At 57.7% G+C, this 15,783-nt stretch carries 18 protein-coding genes; 8 read left to right on the forward strand and 10 right to left on the reverse strand.

Annotation, left to right across the window (positions count from 1 at the left end; genetic code table 11):
• Positions 1-15: 15 nt before the first annotated feature.
• Both ACP15F_RS03315 and ACP15F_RS03320 read right to left on the reverse strand, forming a co-directional pair.
• Complete coding sequence (locus ACP15F_RS03315; RefSeq protein WP_424939421.1) at positions 16-588, reverse strand: OmpA family protein; 573 nt, start codon at positions 586-588, stop codon at positions 16-18.
• A 205-nt stretch (positions 589-793) separates the two neighbouring features.
• Positions 794-1,654, reverse strand: a complete 861-nt coding sequence (locus ACP15F_RS03320; protein ID WP_424939422.1) for a methylated-DNA--[protein]-cysteine S-methyltransferase — start codon at positions 1,652-1,654, stop codon at positions 794-796.
• A 113-nt stretch (positions 1,655-1,767) separates the two neighbouring features.
• Between ACP15F_RS03320 and nth the strand changes: the two genes are divergently transcribed.
• Together nth and ACP15F_RS03330 are read left to right on the forward strand one after the other, a co-directional pair.
• A complete protein-coding gene (gene nth / locus ACP15F_RS03325) occupies positions 1,768-2,412 on the forward strand; it encodes an endonuclease III (RefSeq protein WP_424939423.1) in 645 nt (214 codons plus the stop codon).
• Positions 2,409-3,410 carry an adenosine kinase gene (locus tag ACP15F_RS03330; protein ID WP_424939424.1) on the forward strand — a complete coding sequence of 334 codons (1,002 nt, stop codon included), beginning with the start codon at positions 2,409-2,411 and terminating at the stop codon, positions 3,408-3,410. Before nth ends, ACP15F_RS03330 begins: the two co-directional genes overlap by 4 nt.
• A 36-nt stretch (positions 3,411-3,446) precedes the next feature.
• Here ACP15F_RS03330 and ACP15F_RS03335 read toward each other — a convergent pair whose 3' ends face one another.
• Both ACP15F_RS03335 and ACP15F_RS03340 read right to left on the reverse strand, forming a co-directional pair.
• Positions 3,447-3,863: an OsmC family protein gene (locus ACP15F_RS03335; protein WP_424939425.1), complete on the reverse strand. Its 417-nt coding sequence runs from the start codon at positions 3,861-3,863 to the stop codon at positions 3,447-3,449.
• Between the two features lie 27 nt (positions 3,864-3,890).
• Positions 3,891-4,709, reverse strand: a complete 819-nt coding sequence (locus tag ACP15F_RS03340) for a sulfotransferase family protein (RefSeq protein WP_424939426.1) — start codon at positions 4,707-4,709, stop codon at positions 3,891-3,893.
• A gap of 150 nt (positions 4,710-4,859) precedes the next feature.
• Between ACP15F_RS03340 and ACP15F_RS03345 the strand changes: the two genes are divergently transcribed.
• The 4 genes from ACP15F_RS03345 to polA all read left to right on the forward strand — a co-directional run bounded on the left by ACP15F_RS03345 (position 4,860) and on the right by polA (position 9,980).
• Positions 4,860-6,437 (forward strand): DUF5928 domain-containing protein, encoded by a 1,578-nt coding sequence (locus tag ACP15F_RS03345; RefSeq protein ID WP_424939427.1) that lies wholly within the window; start codon positions 4,860-4,862, stop codon positions 6,435-6,437.
• Between the two features lie 12 nt (positions 6,438-6,449).
• A complete protein-coding gene (locus ACP15F_RS03350) occupies positions 6,450-6,833 on the forward strand; it encodes a histidine triad nucleotide-binding protein (RefSeq protein WP_424939428.1) in 384 nt (127 codons plus the stop codon).
• A 70-nt stretch (positions 6,834-6,903) separates the two neighbouring features.
• On the forward strand, positions 6,904-7,092 hold the full coding sequence (locus tag ACP15F_RS03355; protein ID WP_133487263.1) for a zinc-finger domain-containing protein: 189 nt from the start codon (positions 6,904-6,906) through the stop codon (positions 7,090-7,092).
• 95 nt (positions 7,093-7,187) lie between these two features.
• Positions 7,188-9,980: a DNA polymerase I gene (gene polA / locus ACP15F_RS03360; RefSeq protein ID WP_424939429.1), complete on the forward strand. Its 2,793-nt coding sequence runs from the start codon at positions 7,188-7,190 to the stop codon at positions 9,978-9,980.
• Between the two features lie 12 nt (positions 9,981-9,992).
• Here the strand turns inward: polA and ACP15F_RS03365 are convergent, their stop codons facing one another.
• Positions 9,993-10,391: a MerR family transcriptional regulator gene (locus ACP15F_RS03365; RefSeq protein WP_424939430.1), complete on the reverse strand. Its 399-nt coding sequence runs from the start codon at positions 10,389-10,391 to the stop codon at positions 9,993-9,995.
• Between the two features lie 82 nt (positions 10,392-10,473).
• On the opposite strand from ACP15F_RS03365, the gene ACP15F_RS03370 reads away from it, so the two are divergent.
• A complete protein-coding gene (locus tag ACP15F_RS03370; protein ID WP_424939431.1) occupies positions 10,474-11,436 on the forward strand; it encodes a cation diffusion facilitator family transporter in 963 nt (320 codons plus the stop codon).
• Here the strand turns inward: ACP15F_RS03370 and ACP15F_RS03375 are convergent.
• The 3 genes from ACP15F_RS03375 to ACP15F_RS03385 all read right to left on the reverse strand — a co-directional run bounded on the left by ACP15F_RS03375 (position 11,433) and on the right by ACP15F_RS03385 (position 13,340).
• Positions 11,433-12,137: a helix-turn-helix transcriptional regulator gene (locus ACP15F_RS03375; protein WP_424939432.1), complete on the reverse strand. Its 705-nt coding sequence runs from the start codon at positions 12,135-12,137 to the stop codon at positions 11,433-11,435. The genes ACP15F_RS03370 and ACP15F_RS03375 overlap by 4 nt on opposite strands.
• Before the next feature lie 3 nt (positions 12,138-12,140).
• Complete coding sequence (locus tag ACP15F_RS03380) at positions 12,141-12,506, reverse strand: VOC family protein (RefSeq protein WP_424939433.1); 366 nt, start codon at positions 12,504-12,506, stop codon at positions 12,141-12,143.
• A gap of 75 nt (positions 12,507-12,581) precedes the next feature.
• Positions 12,582-13,340 carry a hydroxypyruvate isomerase family protein gene (locus tag ACP15F_RS03385; RefSeq protein WP_424939434.1) on the reverse strand — a complete coding sequence of 253 codons (759 nt, stop codon included), beginning with the start codon at positions 13,338-13,340 and terminating at the stop codon, positions 12,582-12,584.
• Positions 13,341-13,447: 107 nt separating this feature from the next.
• Here ACP15F_RS03385 and ACP15F_RS03390 point away from each other — a divergent pair, with 107 nt between their 5' ends.
• Positions 13,448-13,915, forward strand: coding sequence for a hypothetical protein (locus tag ACP15F_RS03390; RefSeq protein ID WP_424939435.1), 468 nt, complete (start codon positions 13,448-13,450; stop codon positions 13,913-13,915).
• Positions 13,916-13,927: 12 nt separating this feature from the next.
• Here ACP15F_RS03390 and choV read toward each other — a convergent pair whose 3' ends face one another.
• Together choV and choW are read right to left on the reverse strand one after the other, a co-directional pair.
• The gene (choV, locus tag ACP15F_RS03395; RefSeq protein WP_424939436.1) at positions 13,928-14,947 is read right to left on the reverse strand and encodes a choline ABC transporter ATP-binding protein; all 1,020 of its coding nucleotides are present in this window, start codon (positions 14,945-14,947) and stop codon (positions 13,928-13,930) included.
• The gene (gene choW / locus ACP15F_RS03400; protein WP_424939437.1) at positions 14,944-15,780 is read right to left on the reverse strand and encodes a choline ABC transporter permease subunit; all 837 of its coding nucleotides are present in this window, start codon (positions 15,778-15,780) and stop codon (positions 14,944-14,946) included. The genes choV and choW overlap by 4 nt, the downstream gene beginning before the upstream one ends.
• Positions 15,781-15,783: the final 3 nt, after the last annotated feature.

The raw sequence follows: 15,783 nt of genomic DNA on the forward strand, positions 1-15,783 counted from the left end.
ATACTGGTACAAAACTTATGTCGTTGTGGGGCGGATGACGATCTCGACCCGGCGGTTTTGTTGGCGGCCTGCTGCGTTCAGGTTCGATGCAACAGGGCGATGTTCGCCATGCCCGATGGTCACAACACGAGAGCTGGGGACGCCATTGGCAAACAGCGCAGACGCGACCGAGGCCGCGCGATTGCGCGACAGGGACAGGTTGTAATCCGCGCTACCGACGTTGTCGGTATGCCCCTGCACCTCGACCAAGGAGTTCGGGTATTGCATCAGATTGCGCGCAAGGGCAGCAAGATCGCCGTGCAGGGCGGGGCTGACTTGGCTGCTATCTGTGGCGAACAAGATGTCCTGTGGCATCGTCACGATCAGCTCGTTGCCGGTGTTGACGATCTGTACGTCGTCATTGTCGATGGCCTGTCGCAGGTCGCCTGCCTGTTTGTCCAACTGCTGGCCAATGGCCCCGCCAATCACGCCGCCGATAACAGCGCCGACGGCGGCTTTGCCCAGCTTGCCATCGCCCTTGCGCGTGGCACCCAACAGGCCCCCTGCGATGGCGCCGATGGCTGCACCGTTCTGGGTGCGTGGACCCATGTTTGACGTTGGGCTTTGCGTCGGTGACGTACAAGCGCTGGTAGCAAGTCCGGCGATTAGGCCGAACGAGAGAATCATATGTCTTGGGTGCATACTGCTGTCCTCGGTTTGAATTCTTGTTTTGCATACAGAAAAGGGCCCTGTTATCGAATAACAAGGCCCTGTTATGGGGAAACTTTCAGAAAAACAGACGCTTACGCGGACGTTACCCTGTGCGCTCTTGTTCAAGTTCCGCGCTTTCAAACGCCAGCAAGGCGCGTTTCACGGGCAGACCCCAATGGTACCCTCCCAGTGCGCCGGATTTTCGCAGGGCACGGTGGCATGGGATCAGCCAACTAACCGGGTTGCGCCCAACTGCGGTTCCTACGGCACGCACGGCGCGCGGCTGACCGATCTTTTCAGCGATCTGCCCATAGGTCGTCACATGGCCCGAGGGGATCGACAGAAGTGCTTCCCACACTTTGATCTGCAAAGGAGAGCCGATCAGGTGCAGCGGCGTCTTTCCGTCTTCGCCCAGTTCTGTGTCATAGGCCGCCAGAACCCAAGGACGCAGGAACATCGGATCCTCAATGAAGGTGGCATTGGGCCAGCGCGAGGTTAAGTCCTCGAAAGTTTCCGCAACACCGGTTTCGTCGGCAAATCCGATACCGCAGATGCCTCGTTCCGTGCCCATCACCAGCGACGCCCCGAATGGACTGTCAAACCAGCCCCAATAGACCGTCAGTCCCTCGCCCTTCTTGGCATATTCGCCGGGGCTCATCGCCTCCCATCGCAGGAAGAGATCATGCAGCCGGCCTTGCCCAGACAGCCCTACCGACTGAGCGGTTTCCAGCGTCGAGAAGCGGTCAGCCAGAAGTGACCTGGCATGGCCCAGCGTCAGGAACTGTTGATAGCGTTTCGGCGAAACACCGACCCAACGCGAAAACACGCGCTGGAAATGTGCGGGCGACATGTCCATCTTCGCGGCCAAGGCGTCCAGCGCCAGCGTCTCTCCGCCTGCCGCATCGATCGCCTCGATCGCGCGGCGGATCACGTTGTAGTGGTAGCTATCTTCAGAACGGTTCATATTGACCTCGCAGGTTATGTGACCAGACTGCCGCGAATTCGTGCCGTAAGCGACCCGGAAATTGCGCATTGTGTGTGGCTCGCGTATGAGGTTTTGCGAAACGGATGGATACCATGGCCAAACAACTCGGATATCATCAGATCCGCGAGATCTTTGAGCGGTTCCAAGAACAGGAAGCCGAACCAAAGGGCGAGCTGGAACATGTGAACGTCTATACGCTGGTTGTGGCGGTGGCCCTGTCCGCGCAGGCGACGGATGCAGGCGTGAACAAGGCGACACGCGCGCTGTTCCAGGTAGCGGATACACCGCAGAAGATGCTGGGCTTGGGTCTTGAGGGGCTGACCGAGCATATCAAGACCATTGGTCTGTTCCGCCAGAAGGCGAAGAACGTGATGAAGCTGAGCCAAATTCTTGTGGACGAATACGGGGGCGAGGTTCCGAATTCCCGTGCCGCTCTTCAATCGCTGCCCGGCGTGGGGCGTAAGACCGCCAATGTTGTTCTGAACATGTGGTGGGGCGTGCCCGCACAGGCCGTCGATACGCATATCTTCCGCGTTGGTAATCGCACCGGCATTGCGGTTGGCAAAAACGTCGACGCGGTCGAACGCGCTATCGAAGACAACATCCCCGCAGACTTTCAACAACACGCCCATCACTGGCTGATCCTGCATGGGCGTTATACTTGCAAGGCCCGCAAACCAATGTGCGGAAACTGCATCATTCGGGACCTATGTCCCTTCGAGGAAAAGAACTTATGACGAAAAAGTACAAGGTTGTCGGCATTGGCAATGCCGTTGTCGATGTGATTACCACCGCCGATGATAGCTTTCTCGAGCTGATGGGTATCGAAAAAGGCATCATGCAATTGGTTGAAAGGGACCGGGCCGAGGTTCTTTACGCCGCGATGCAGGAACGCAAGCAGGCGGCCGGTGGTTCGGTTGCGAACACGATCGCCGGGATCGGTAATCTAGGCCTGACCACAGGGTTTGTTGGTCGCGTGCATGACGATGCGCTTGGCCACTTCTATGCCGATGCGATGGAGATGGACGGCACACGTTTCGTGAACCCACCTGTGCCGGGGGGCGAACTGCCGACCTCGCGTTCGATGATCTTCGTGTCGCCTGATGGCGAGCGGTCGATGAACACTTACCTGGGCATTTCGGCCGAGCTTGGCCCGGAAGACGTCGATCCGGACGTCGCAGCAGATGCCGAGATCGTGTTTCTGGAAGGATACCTGTTCGACAAGGATAAAGGGAAAGAAGCGTTCATCGCTATGGCGCGCGCTTGTCGTGCAGCTGGCGGTAAGGCTGGGATCGCGATTTCCGATCCGTTCTGCGTGGAACGTCACCGCACCGACTTCCTGATGCTGATCGAGCACGAGCTGGACTATGTGATCGGCAACGAGGATGAATTGAAATCCCTGTTCCAGACGGATGATCTGGAAGAGGCGATGACCAAAACCGCTGCCATCTGCCCGCTGGTTGCCTGTACACGTTCGGGGGATGGCGTGTCGATCTTGGCGGGTGAAGAGCGTGTAGATGTTCCGGTCGAGCGCATTACGCCTGTTGACGCCACAGGCGCTGGGGATGCGTTCGCGGCTGGGTTCCTTTACGGATTAGCTACGGGTGCCGATCTGCGCACTTGTGGCGAGATGGGCTGCACAGTGGCCGGCGAGGTCATTCGCCACATCGGGCCGCGGGCAGATCGCAACTTGCCCGCCTTGTTCCGTGAAAAGGGACTGGTTCAAACAGCTTAAAGAAAAAGCCCGGATCCTTAGGCCCGGGCTTTTTCCTTATTCGGTGTCCGTGACCTCGAAGTCGTGAGTCACGGCGGCTGTGGCTGCCATCATCGCCGAGGCTGAACAGTATTTGTCGACCGAGAGCGAAATTGCCCGCTCTACCTTATCCGCGCTGATGCCGCGTCCTTTGACGATGAAATGTAGGTGGATCTTGGTAAAGACCTTGGGGTCGGTTTCTGCCCGTTCTGCATCGACTTCAACGTCGACGTCTTCGATACGTTGACGCTGTTTTTGTAAGATGGACACAACATCATAGGCCGAGCAGCCCGCTGTGCCGATCAGCAAAAGCTCCATCGGGCTTGGGCCAGGCGTTCCCGCACCGTCGTGGCCGGTGCCCAGAACAATGTTGTGGCCAGTGCCAGAGGTGCCGATAAAGGTGCGGGCTTCGGCCCATTTTACGCGCGCTTTCATGTGCTTTCTTTCGCAGTTTGAAGGGGATCAATCGCCCAGTTTGGCGTGGATCTCGTCCAGATCAATCTCGCCGATGGGCATCTTATTTGCTGGGTTTTCGAAGTCGTATTTGAACAGCTCGAAATCTTTCTTGAAGATCTCATAGACCAGATGCATCGAAAGATCGTCGAAATAATCCTCGACAGGGTGGGCACGTTTCGGGCCGTGTCCTTCGCTTTCGTTGAAGCGCGGAATGTCGTCCAACTTGACCTTATGAGGCGTCTCAATCGCGTCCAGAACGGACTGCATCCCGTCGTTGAATTTCTCGGTCCAGAAGATGTTGTTATACCGTCCGCCATTCACGATGAACGTCGAGACGTGGCCCGACACCGATGACCAATGGATGTCCGGTTCCATTGGCTTGCGCCAGCGAATGGTGTCTCGGGCAAACAGCAGAAAGCGGCGGAAGCTTTGGATCTGGTCGAACTCGAACCCGGTTTCGGGGTCCCCGACCTCGATGCCGTATTTCTGGATCAGCAGCGGTACCAGATTGCCGCGATAGCGGCGACCATTGCGTTGAATGCCACAGATCTTGTCGAAGAAACTGGACAGGATGCGGGTATAAGGGTTGCGCACACAGGTGAAGGCATAGCTTTTGTGGTTCAGAACATTCTGCGAAATCAGATCCTGCGAATGGTCCTGCGCCCATTTGTGCATCCGATCCTTGCTGTCGTGAATGTCACCGTCAAAAAACTCGCCATGATCGGAATAGAACATGATCTGCCCAATGGTCGAGCAGGCGCATTTGGGAACCACGCGATACACAACGCTTTCGCTTTCGGTCATCCAGGTGCCGGGAAACCCCATAAAATACCTCGTCTTATAATTACTTGGCCCGCGCCGTTGCTTTGTTTGTGAACAGATTGATGAAAAAAGTAAAGAATCTCTGTTTTTTCAGCAGATGTTCACGCTATTTAAGTCAAGATATCGTCAGTTCCAAAGGTCTCATTCGTTTACATGGCTCAAATCGCCTTCATCCTGTTGTGTCACAAAGACCCCGAGGCCATCATCTCGCAAGCACGGCAGTTGACGGCGGCGGGCGACTATATGGCGATCCATTTCGACGCACGCGCCAACCCGACTGACTTCCAGCGTATTCAGGATGCGCTGAGGGACAATCCCAATGTGACTTTCGCCAAGAAACGCATCAAATGCGGTTGGGGCGAGTGGTCATTGGTGCAGGCGTCTCTGAACGCGGTAGAGGCCGCGCTGGAAGCGTTCCCGCGCGCCACGCATTTCTACATGCTGTCGGGTGATTGCATGGCGATCAAATCGGCCGAATACGCACATGACCTGCTGGACCGCGAAGACGTCGACTATATCGAGAGCTTTGATTTCTTTGAAAGCGACTGGATCAAGACCGGCATGAAGGAAGAGCGGCTGATCTATCGTCACTTTCTGAACGAACGCAAACACAAGAAGCTTTTTTATGCGTTGTTCGGACTGCAGAAAAACCTTGGCTTGAAGCGCGAGATCCCGGCCGACATCCAGGTCATGATCGGCAGCCAGTGGTGGTGCCTGCGCCGTCGCACCATCGAATGGGTTGTTGATTTCTGTCGTAAGCGCAAGGACGTCATGCGGTTCTTTCGAACGACCTGGATCCCGGATGAAACCTTCTTTCAGACCATCGTGCGCCATCTTGTGCCGGACAATGAGATCCGCACCAGCACGCTGACCTTCCTGATGTTCACCGACTATGGGATGCCTGTGACATTCTATAACGATCACTATGACTTGCTGCTTAGTCAGGATTTCCTGTTTGCCCGTAAAATCAGTCCGGAAGCGACCGAACTCAAACGCCGTTTGGGGGATCTTTATGCCGCCGAAGGGGTCGAGTTTCAGATATCGAACGAAGGGCGTAGCCTGTTTCGCTTTTTGACCAGCAGGGGGCGCAACGGGTTGCGGTTTGCACCGCGGTTCTGGGAGGCGGAATCCAGTCTTGGCCGTGAACGCGAACTTTTGATTGTTGTGGCCAAGAAATGGCACATCGCCAAACGTCTGGTCCACAAGATCAAAGAAGTCACGGGGATTGAGACCACCGAGTACCTGTTCGACGAGGCCAGCTGCCCCATGCCTGATTTGGGTGGCATCCAGACACAGATGGGCAAACGTGCCCGGCACCGTCGCGCATTGATGCGGATGCTTTACGAATACTATGGAACCGACCGTATGGTGATCTGCATGGATCCCAAAAATATGGAGATGTTTCAGGATTTCTTCTCGGATCGGTCCACCACGCGTTTGCTAGAAGTCGAAAGCGTCTTCTCGGACGACTATTTGGCTGGACACGCGATGCGGGTTGGACTTGCTGGTGAAAACACGCCGCAACAGTCGATGGAGCGCCTATTGCCCACGATCCGCGCTGACGTGATGCATGAAAGTGATCGGATCCGGGATGCGGGGTTCGAAAACTACTATCGCATCAGCGAAGCACGGGATGCGCAAGAGAACGCGATGGCTCTGTCGCAATTCCTGTCGATCTCGCCCGAGCAAGCGCTTGAGATCGCACAGACCAATCACCTGTTTGAGGACTGACCGGAGGCCACAATGCCCTACAGCTATGACGACCAGAACATCTTCGCAAAGATCCTGCGTGGCGAGATCCCGAATGATACCGTTTATGAGGACGATCACGCGCTGGCGTTCCGTGATATCCAACCGAAGGCACCGCACCATGTGCTGGTGATTCCGAAGGGTCCGTATGTGACTTTCGATCATCTGGCCGCCGAAGGTTCGGACGCGGAGATCGTGGGCTTCACCCGTGCCGTCGGCAAGGTCTGTGCGCTTCTGGGCGTTGAACCAGGCGGTGATGGCGACGGGTATCGCATGATCTCGAACGCAGGCGTGCATGGCGTGCAGGAGGTTCCGCATCTGCACATCCATATTCTGGCAGGCCGCCCCATTGGGCGCATGGTATCGCGTGCAGATTGACGGTTCGCTCTTGCGGCACCTGCCGCACGGGGCGTAAATAGAATGACGAGAAATGACAGAGGTGTCTCACATGACCCAACCGGCTCCTGAAACCAAGATCGTAGACAGCTACAAAGTCTCTTGTGACGGCGGCGAGGGCGCGCTGGGCCATCCGCGTGTCTATCTTCAGATCCCGAACGAACATGGCTGGGTGGAATGCCCCTATTGCGATTGCAAGTTTGTGCACAAAGATCACGCCGACGACGATAAAGCCGCCTGATCTTAGCCGGGCTGCACTGAAAATCCGGGCCGCGGGCTGGTGCCTCGCGGCCTTTTGCGTCTTAACTGGTCACACGCGTATCAGGGGGAAATCCAATGAGCTTTGGAAAAGGCTGTCATCTGCATTTGGTCGACGGGTCGGCTTTTATTTTTCGAGCCTATCACGCGTTGCCGCCGTTGACGCGCAAATCTGACGGACTGCCCATCGGGGCGGTGGCCGGGTTCTGCAACATGCTGTTCAAGTTTGTCGAAGATAACGCAGGGGCCGACGCACCCACCCATGTCGCAGTGATCTTTGACCATTCCGGCAAGACCTTCCGCAGCGATATCTATCCAGAATACAAAGCCAACCGCCCCCCTGCGCCCGAAGATCTGCGCCCGCAATTTCCGCTGACCCGCGACGCGACCCGCGCCTTCAACATCGCCTGTATTGAGGTCGAAGGGTTCGAGGCCGACGACATCATCGCCACCCTTGCCCGCCAAGCGAACGAGGCGGGCGGGCGCGTGACCATCCTGTCCTCGGATAAAGACCTGATGCAGCTTGTGGGCGGCGGTGTCGAAATGCTCGACCCGATGAAGAACAAGCGCATTGGCGTTGAAGGCGTGGAAGAAAAATTCGGCGTTGGCCCCAACCGCGTGGTCGACGTTCAGGCGCTGGCGGGCGATAGCGTCGATAACGTCCCCGGTGCGCCCGGCATCGGCATCAAGACCGCAGCGCTTTTGATCAACGAATACGGAGACCTCGACACGCTTCTGGAGCGCGCCGAGGAAATCAAGCAGCCCAAACGCCGTCAAACCCTGATCGAACAAGCTGATCTGATCCGTGTCAGCCGCGAGCTGGTGAAGCTGGATGACCAGATGGATCTGGACGTGACGTTCGAGGATATGGAGCTGAAAGACCCCGAACCCGAGACGCTCTTGAATTTCCTTGCCGAAATGGAATTCCGCACGCTGACCAATCGCGTCGCCGGTAAGCTGGGTCTGGAAGCGCCCGAGATCGCGCAGCCTGAAGGCGGCGATGCGCCCGCAGCGCCCGAGATGCCCGCCATCGACCCCGAGAAATACGAGTGGGTCAAGGATATGGATGCGCTGTCGACGTGGGTCGACAAGGCCTACGCCCGTGGCTACGTGGCCTTCGATACGGAAACCACAGGCCTAAACGAAATGCTGGTCGATCTGGTCGGGATTTCGTTGGCGGTTGAGGCGGGCGAGGCCTGCTATATCCCGCTGACCCATAAAAGCAGCCAAGCCGACGATCTGTTCGGTGGCTCGGATCTGGCTGAAGGGCAGTTGGCGCTGGATCAAGTGATCGCCGCGCTCAAACCGATGCTCGAGGATCCAGCGATCCTGAAAATCGGCCAGAACATGAAGTACGACGCCAAGATCTTGGCGCGCTACGGGGTGAATGTCGCCCCCATCGATGACACGATGCTGATGTCCTACGCCCAAAATGCGGGCCTGCATGGGCACGGCATGGACAAGCTGTCGGAAGTGTATCTTTCGCACACCCCCATCTCGATTAAGTCGCTGTTAGGCACAGGGAAATCTGCGATTACCTTTGACCGTGTCCCGCTTGAAGACGCGGTGAAATATGCGGCCGAGGATGCGGATATCACCCTGCGCCTCTGGCAAATCCTGAAGCCGCGTCTACACAGAAATCACGTGACCCGAGTTTACGAACGTCTGGAACGCCCGCTCGTTCCAGTCCTCTCGCAGATGGAGATGACGGGCATCAAAGTCGACCGCGAAGTGCTGTCGCGTATGTCGAATGCCTTCGCACAGAAAATGGCGGGGTATGAGGCCGAGTTGCACGAGATCGCAGGCCGCGACTTCAACGTCCAATCCCCGGCCCAAGTGGGTGAAATCCTGTTTGGCGAAATGGAGCTGCCGGGTGGTAAGAAAACCAAGACCGGCCAATGGTCGACCCCTGCCGACGTGTTGGAAGACCTCGCCGCCGAACACCCTTTCGCCGCGCGGGTTCTGGACTATCGCCAGCTGCAAAAGCTGAAATCGACCTATACGGACGCTCTTCAAGATCACATCCACCCTGAGACGGGTCGTGTTCATACGTCTTACCTGCAGTCTGGGGCGAACACGGGGCGCATGGCGTCCAGTGATCCAAACCTGCAAAACATCCCCGTGCGCTCGGAAGAAGGCCGCCGCATCCGCGAGGCGTTTGTTGCCCCAGAAGGCACCAAGCTGATCAGCCTCGACTACAGCCAGATCGAATTGCGCATTCTGGCCCATATGGCCGAGATCGACGCGCTGAAACAGGCCTTCCGCGACGGCCACGACATTCACGCCATGACCGCGAGTGAGATGTTCGATGTGCCACTGGACGAGATGACGCCGGACATTCGCCGTCAGGCGAAGGCGATCAACTTCGGCGTCATTTACGGCATCTCCGGTTTTGGTCTGGCGCGCAACCTGCGCATCCCGCGCGCCGAGGCGCAGGGCTTCATCGACCGCTATTTCGAACGCTTCCCCGGCATTCGCACATACATGGACACCACGATTGAGTTCGCCAAGGAACACAAACGCGTCGAGACCCTGTTTGGTCGCCGCATCCACACGCCCGAAATCGGCGCAAAAGGCCCGCAGGCGGGCTTTGCCAAACGTGCCGCGATCAACGCGCCCATTCAGGGCACCGCTGCCGACATCATCCGCCGCGCCATGATCCGCATGCCGGACGCGATTGCGAAACTGCCCGCGAAAATGCTGTTGCAAGTCCACGACGAACTGATCTTCGAGGTCGAGGAAAGCGCCGTGGATGAGGTGATCGAGACCGTGCGTCACGTCATGGAAGGTGCAGCTGAACCCGCGATCAAACTGGACGTGCCTTTGGTTGTGGACGCTGGCATCGGCATGAACTGGGCCGAGGCGCACTAGGCGCCATTGGGTCTAGTGCCCTCCTGCACATTGTGTGTGATCACCAAAGGCGGACAGCACCGAGCAGGTGTCCTTGCCATCGCAGCTGTCCTTGATCCGCACCAGCTCGGCCTCAAGCCGTTTTAGGCGCGTAATCCGGTCACGGATCTCATCCAGATGTTCGGCAGCAATCCGGTGGCTTTCCGCGTGATTGCTGGGCGCGATGGTCAGAAGGTGGCGGATCATATCGATCGAAAGCCCAAGGTCGCGGGCGTGTCTGATGAAATGAAGCCGGTCCAATCCCTCTTGTGAAAACCGCCGCTGGTTTCCTTCCGTGCGCTCTTCAGCCTCGATCAAGCCCATTTGCTCGTAATAGCGAATGGTTGGCACTTTCACTCCGGTACGGGTGGAAATTTGGCCGATGGAAAACATGTTTTTTCCTCTTGAACCTCTAGGGACTAGAGGGATTATATCCTGTTGTGACAGGAACAACACCCGAAACCGGAGCACTTTCATGCCCCATGATCACAGCCATTCGCACAGCCCTTCACATGGCCATCACCATCATCATCACATTGACCCGGAAGCGGGTGACTTGCGCGTCGGGCTGGCCGTTGCGGCAAACGTCCTTTTGACCCTCGCGCAGATCGTCGGCGGGCTGCTGTCCGGATCGGTCGCGCTGATTGCCGATGCCATTCATAACCTGTCGGATGCGGCGTCTTTGGCGATTGCATTCTTTGCCCGCAAAATCGCACGCCGTCCCACCGACGTCACCATGACGTTCGGCTACAAACGGGTCGAGCTGGTGGCCGCTCTGATCAATCTGACCACGCTGGTCGTGATCGGGATTTATCTGGCCTATGAAGGGGCTATGCGGTTTTTCAACCCGCCCGAGGTCGCCGGCTGGCTGGTTGTCATCGTGGCGGGCATCGCGTTGGTGGTGGACGCGGTGACGGCGTTGCTGACATGGCGCATGGCGAAAGACAGCGCCAATATCCGGGCGGCTTTTCTGCACAATGTGGCGGATGCGCTGGGGTCTGTTGCGGTGATTGTCGTGGGCGTGTTGATCGTGGCCTTTGACTGGCATCTGGCAGACCCGATCGCAACGCTGGGCATCGCGGCTTACGTGATTTGGATGGGCCTGTCCGAGCTGAAGGGCGTGGCCCATATCCTGATGCTGGGCGCGCCGCAGGGCATCGACGTGGAAGAGGTTCTGTCAGGGATGGAGGCCGTTCCGGGTGTCGAAAACGTGCATCACATACACCTGTGGCAAATCAGCGAGGATGTGATCTCGCTTGAAGCGCATGTGGTGGTGACAGGAGGCAGCTGGTCCGATGTCCTTCCGGTGAAAGAGGCCGTGAAAGCGCATTTGGTCGAACGTTGGGGGATTGCTCACGTCACGTTGGATATCGAAAACGTTGACGCGGCTTGTGACATGCCGCAGCGGGTTGGTGGGGCCAAGCCGACGCTAGCCTAGGTATTCAGCCTTGGGTCGATGCCGGACTCTTCCATCTGAGCATAAAGCGCGGGGAGTGATTTGTCGCGCTCTTCGCGGAAGCGGTCTCCGGTGGTGAAGCCTTCGATGCGGTCGACGCGGAACATACGGAAGTCTTCGCGTAACTCGCACCAGGACACCACGGTCCAGCCATTGCGCCAAAGCCAAAGGGCCAGCGGCCGTATAGTGCGTGTGGTCTTGGCGCCTTGTTCGTCCGCATAGGTCAGGGCCAGTCTGAGCCGCGCATCAATCGCACTTTCGATCTGGTCTATGAAATGGCGGTCACGCTCGGATGGCATCAACGAGGGCCCCGCGTGGATTTCAACCCGTTGTGCTTGCGCCTCAAGGTCCTCAGGAAGCACGGCACGGATCTTGACCAAAGCTTCACGGGCCGAGGCCGCCATCGCAGCCCCACCCATCCGTTCCAACAGATGGGTGCCTGCAATCACGGCCATGATCTCTTCCCGGGTGAACATCAAGGGCGGCATGTCGTATCCCGCCCGCATGACATATCCAACGCCCGCCTCGCCCTCGATTGGGACTCCGGAACCGATTAGGTCAGCGATGTCACGATAGATCGTTCGTTCGCTGACCTCTAAAGCTTCGGCAAGATCGCGCGCCGTGACCAACCGACCGCCTCGCAGGTGTTGAACAATCTGGAAAAGGCGGTCGGCACGGCGCATGGGTCAGGCTTTCGGCTCGAACAACCCGATCGAGTTTCCGTCGGGATCTTTTGTATAGACGAAGCGGCCAGCGGGGATCGTAACAGGATCGCACAGGATTGTGCCGCCCGCATCCGCGACGCGATTGGCGGCGTTCTCAAGCTTATCTGGCACGACGATATGGATGGTCGGGCCGTTGCCATCCGTAGCGGGTTTGCCCGGGTACAGATGCCCGCCGACTGTGTCGATGGTTCCACCCAGATCAGCCATCGGGTTTGGCCCGGTGTTGTCGATCTTCATATTCCATTTGAAGACAGCGTTGTAATAGGAAACTGCTTTGTCCATGTCCGTCACGGGAATTTCGGACCAGCAAACAATGGGAGGCGTCATAGGATGTTCCTTTCATCAGTGTTGATGAGCATGTGTGTGACACACCCCTCCTGACAGCATAGTGTCAGGAGCCTGTCAGTCGAACCCCTTTATCCATGACAACCCGTCTTCTGTACGTCCGGAGGGGTAATATTCGCCGCTGACCCATCCGGAATAACCTTCGTCATCCAGTTGTCGGAACCACGCGGGATAGTCGATCACACCAGCCACAGGTTCGTGCCGGTCAGGCAGGCCTCCGACCTGAATGTGGCGGGTCAGGTGTTTTACCTTCTTCCACGTGGAAAGCATGTCTCCGGTGATCTTGTGCGCGTGATAAGCATCAAATTGCAGAGCCAGATTAGGGGCGGCGACCTCGGCCAGAATGTCCGCTGCTAGATGGTAATCAGCAAGGAAATAGCCCGGCATGTCACCTTGATTGATCGGCTCAATGGTCAAGTTTTGGTTTGGGGCTTGGGCCGTGGCCCATTTCAGATTCTCGACAAATGCGGCGCGGGCTGCATCGCCTTCTGCCGCGCCTGCCATGATGTGTAGATGGGTTGAGCGAAAAGCCTGTGCAAAGCGCAGCGCGCGTTTGAAATCATGGCGAAATCTGTCCTGCCCATCAGGGATGGCCGCGAAACCACGCGGGCCACCCGTCCAGTTGGGTGGAGGGCAGTTGATTAGGACCATATGCAAGCCATTCGCGGCCAGACGTCTCTGGATTTCTTGAGCGGCGTCGTCATAGGGGAAAAGCACTTCGACGGCCTCGAAACCGGCCTCGGCTGCTGCTTCAAACCGGTCGAGAAAAGGCAGTTCGGTGAACAGAAGGGTCAGGTTGGCAGCGAAACGAGGCATGGTGGGGCTTTCGGTCTCTTGCAGGGGGCGGGGTTAAACTTGCCGATGGGCGCGCTTGACGCAAGGCCAAGGTGCTGTAGGATTCCAGCAATTTAAAGAGGTATTCCATGCGCATTCTTCCCGCCATTTCAGCCTGTGTCGCCATCCTGGCATTGACGGCCTGTCAGTCCAATCAAGGAACAGGCGGCGCGCGTGGCGGGGCCAGCTTTTGCGACCGTCTGATCGGGTGGCAGGCCATCGCGGGTGATGAAGACACAAAACGGGCCATAACCAAGCCCGAGATTTGTGCGCTGAGCCAACCGGGCGCCCTGTGGTTCCGGTCCAAGCAGGTCAGTGGGCAGCTAAAAGGGCGCGAATACTGGCTGTTGGTGCCGCCCAATGATCCCCATCTCAGCGAAAATGCAATTACCGGCTGGGACCTTCAGGTGCGCCCGTTTAGCTATGCGCATGAGTTTTTCTTGGTGCGCAATGACGGCGCACGCCTTCAACCCGCCATTACCAAGAATGACTGCCCGCGCAAGGCGGTTGGGCTGGAAGGGGTCAAAGGTGGCAAACGCTATTGTGTAACGAACTAGGCCCGCGCACTGTTAACTGCGCGGATCCAGAAGTCGTGCCATAACTGCATCTGCCGTGATCCGCCCGACGGATTGCCCCGCCTCGGTCACGCTGATCTCGTCTTGGCCCGACAGGGCTTTCATCACCACATCCACATGATCCGCTACATCAACGCTGACCGACGCGGCCGAGGCCCCGTCCGTCATCACGTCGCGTGCGGTCAGTACGCCCAGCGGGTTCATATGCGCGACGAAGTCCGCCACATATTCGTTCACTGGATTTGTGAAGATGTCGCGCGGCGTGCCGCATTGTACGATGCGCCCGCCTTCCATGATCGCGATGCGGTCGCCCAGTTTGAACGCCTCATCCAGATCGTGGCTCACGAAGATAATGGTGCGTTTCAGGCGCTGCTGAAGCTCGATCAACTCGTCCTGCAAGCGGGCACGGATAAGCGGATCAAGGGCCGAGAACGGCTCGTCCATCAGCAGGATCGGTGCTTGGGTCGCAAAGGCGCGGGCAAGCCCCACACGTTGCTGCATGCCGCCCGACAGCTCGCCGACCTTGCGGTTGGCCCATTCGCTGAGATTTACCAACTCTAACTGCTCGTCCACACGGGCTTTATGTTCGGCTTTCGCCATTCCTGCCAGTTCCAGCCCCAGCCCAACATTCTCGCGCACTGTGCGCCACGGTAGAAGGCCGAACTGTTGGAAGACCATCGCAACGTGGTTCTGGCGGATGCGACGCAGGGTGCCCGCGTCGGCATTGGTCACGTCGACCAGACCGTTTCCGTCATTCACGCGGACACAACCACGCACCACCGGATTCAGTGCGTTCACGCCGCGCAGAAGCGTGGACTTGCCAGAGCCCGACAGCCCCATCAGCACTAGAATTTCACCTTCCGCGACGGACAGAGAGCAATCGTGGACGCCCAGCACCTGACCTGTTTCAGCCTTTACTTCCGAGCGGTCTTTTCCTGCGTCCATGCCAGGCAGGGCGCTTTCGGGTTTGTCGCCGAATACGATCGAGACATTATCAAATTCTACAGCGGTCATGATTTGGTCTCCACGCGCAACATTCGGTCAAGGGCGATGGCGACGGCCACGATGACCAATCCGCTTTCAAAACCAAGCGAAGCGTTCACCGTGTTCAGGGCACGCACAACAGGCACACCAAGGCCGTCCGCGCCAACAAGGGCGGCGATGACGACCATCGACAGCGACAGCATGATGGTCTGGTTCAGGCCGGTCATGATCTGTGGGAAAGCCGAGGGCAGCTCGATCTTCCACAGGGTTTGCATCCGGGTTGCGCCGAACGCCTGTCCTGCTTCGGTCAGCGCCGTTGGAACTTGGCTAACACCCAATTGGGTCAGGCGGATCGGGGCAGGGATCACGAAGATAAAGGTGGCGACAAGACCCGGTACCATACCGATGCCAAACAGTACGATCATCGGAATCAGATACACGAAGGTTGGGATCGTTTGCATCATGTCCAGAACGGGCAAGATCGCTTTGAAAAACCGGGGGCGGTGGGCGGCATAGATGCCGATGGGAACGCCGACCCCCATACAAAACAGAACCGAGAAGACGATCAGCGTCAGGCTTTCTGTGGTCTCTTCCCAGTAGCCTTGGTTTAGGACGTAAAGGAAGCACAGGACGACGACTGCCACGCGGCCCCAGCTGCGCTGGATATAGAAAGTCAGTGCGCCCAGAAGCGCCACGATCAGAAGGGCAGGCGGGTACTGCAGCAGCCAAAGGAACCCATCGATCCCGTTGCTGAGCACCTCATCGACAAAGTCAAAGAAGGGGCCAAACGCATCGGTCAGCCAGTCAAACCCATCCGAGATGGTTTTGCCGACCGGTATCTTGGTGTCTGTCATCCAGTCCACGTG

It is taken from the genome of Aliiroseovarius sp. S253, from assembly GCF_049800855.1.
GTDB lineage: Bacteria > Pseudomonadota > Alphaproteobacteria > Rhodobacterales > Rhodobacteraceae > Aliiroseovarius.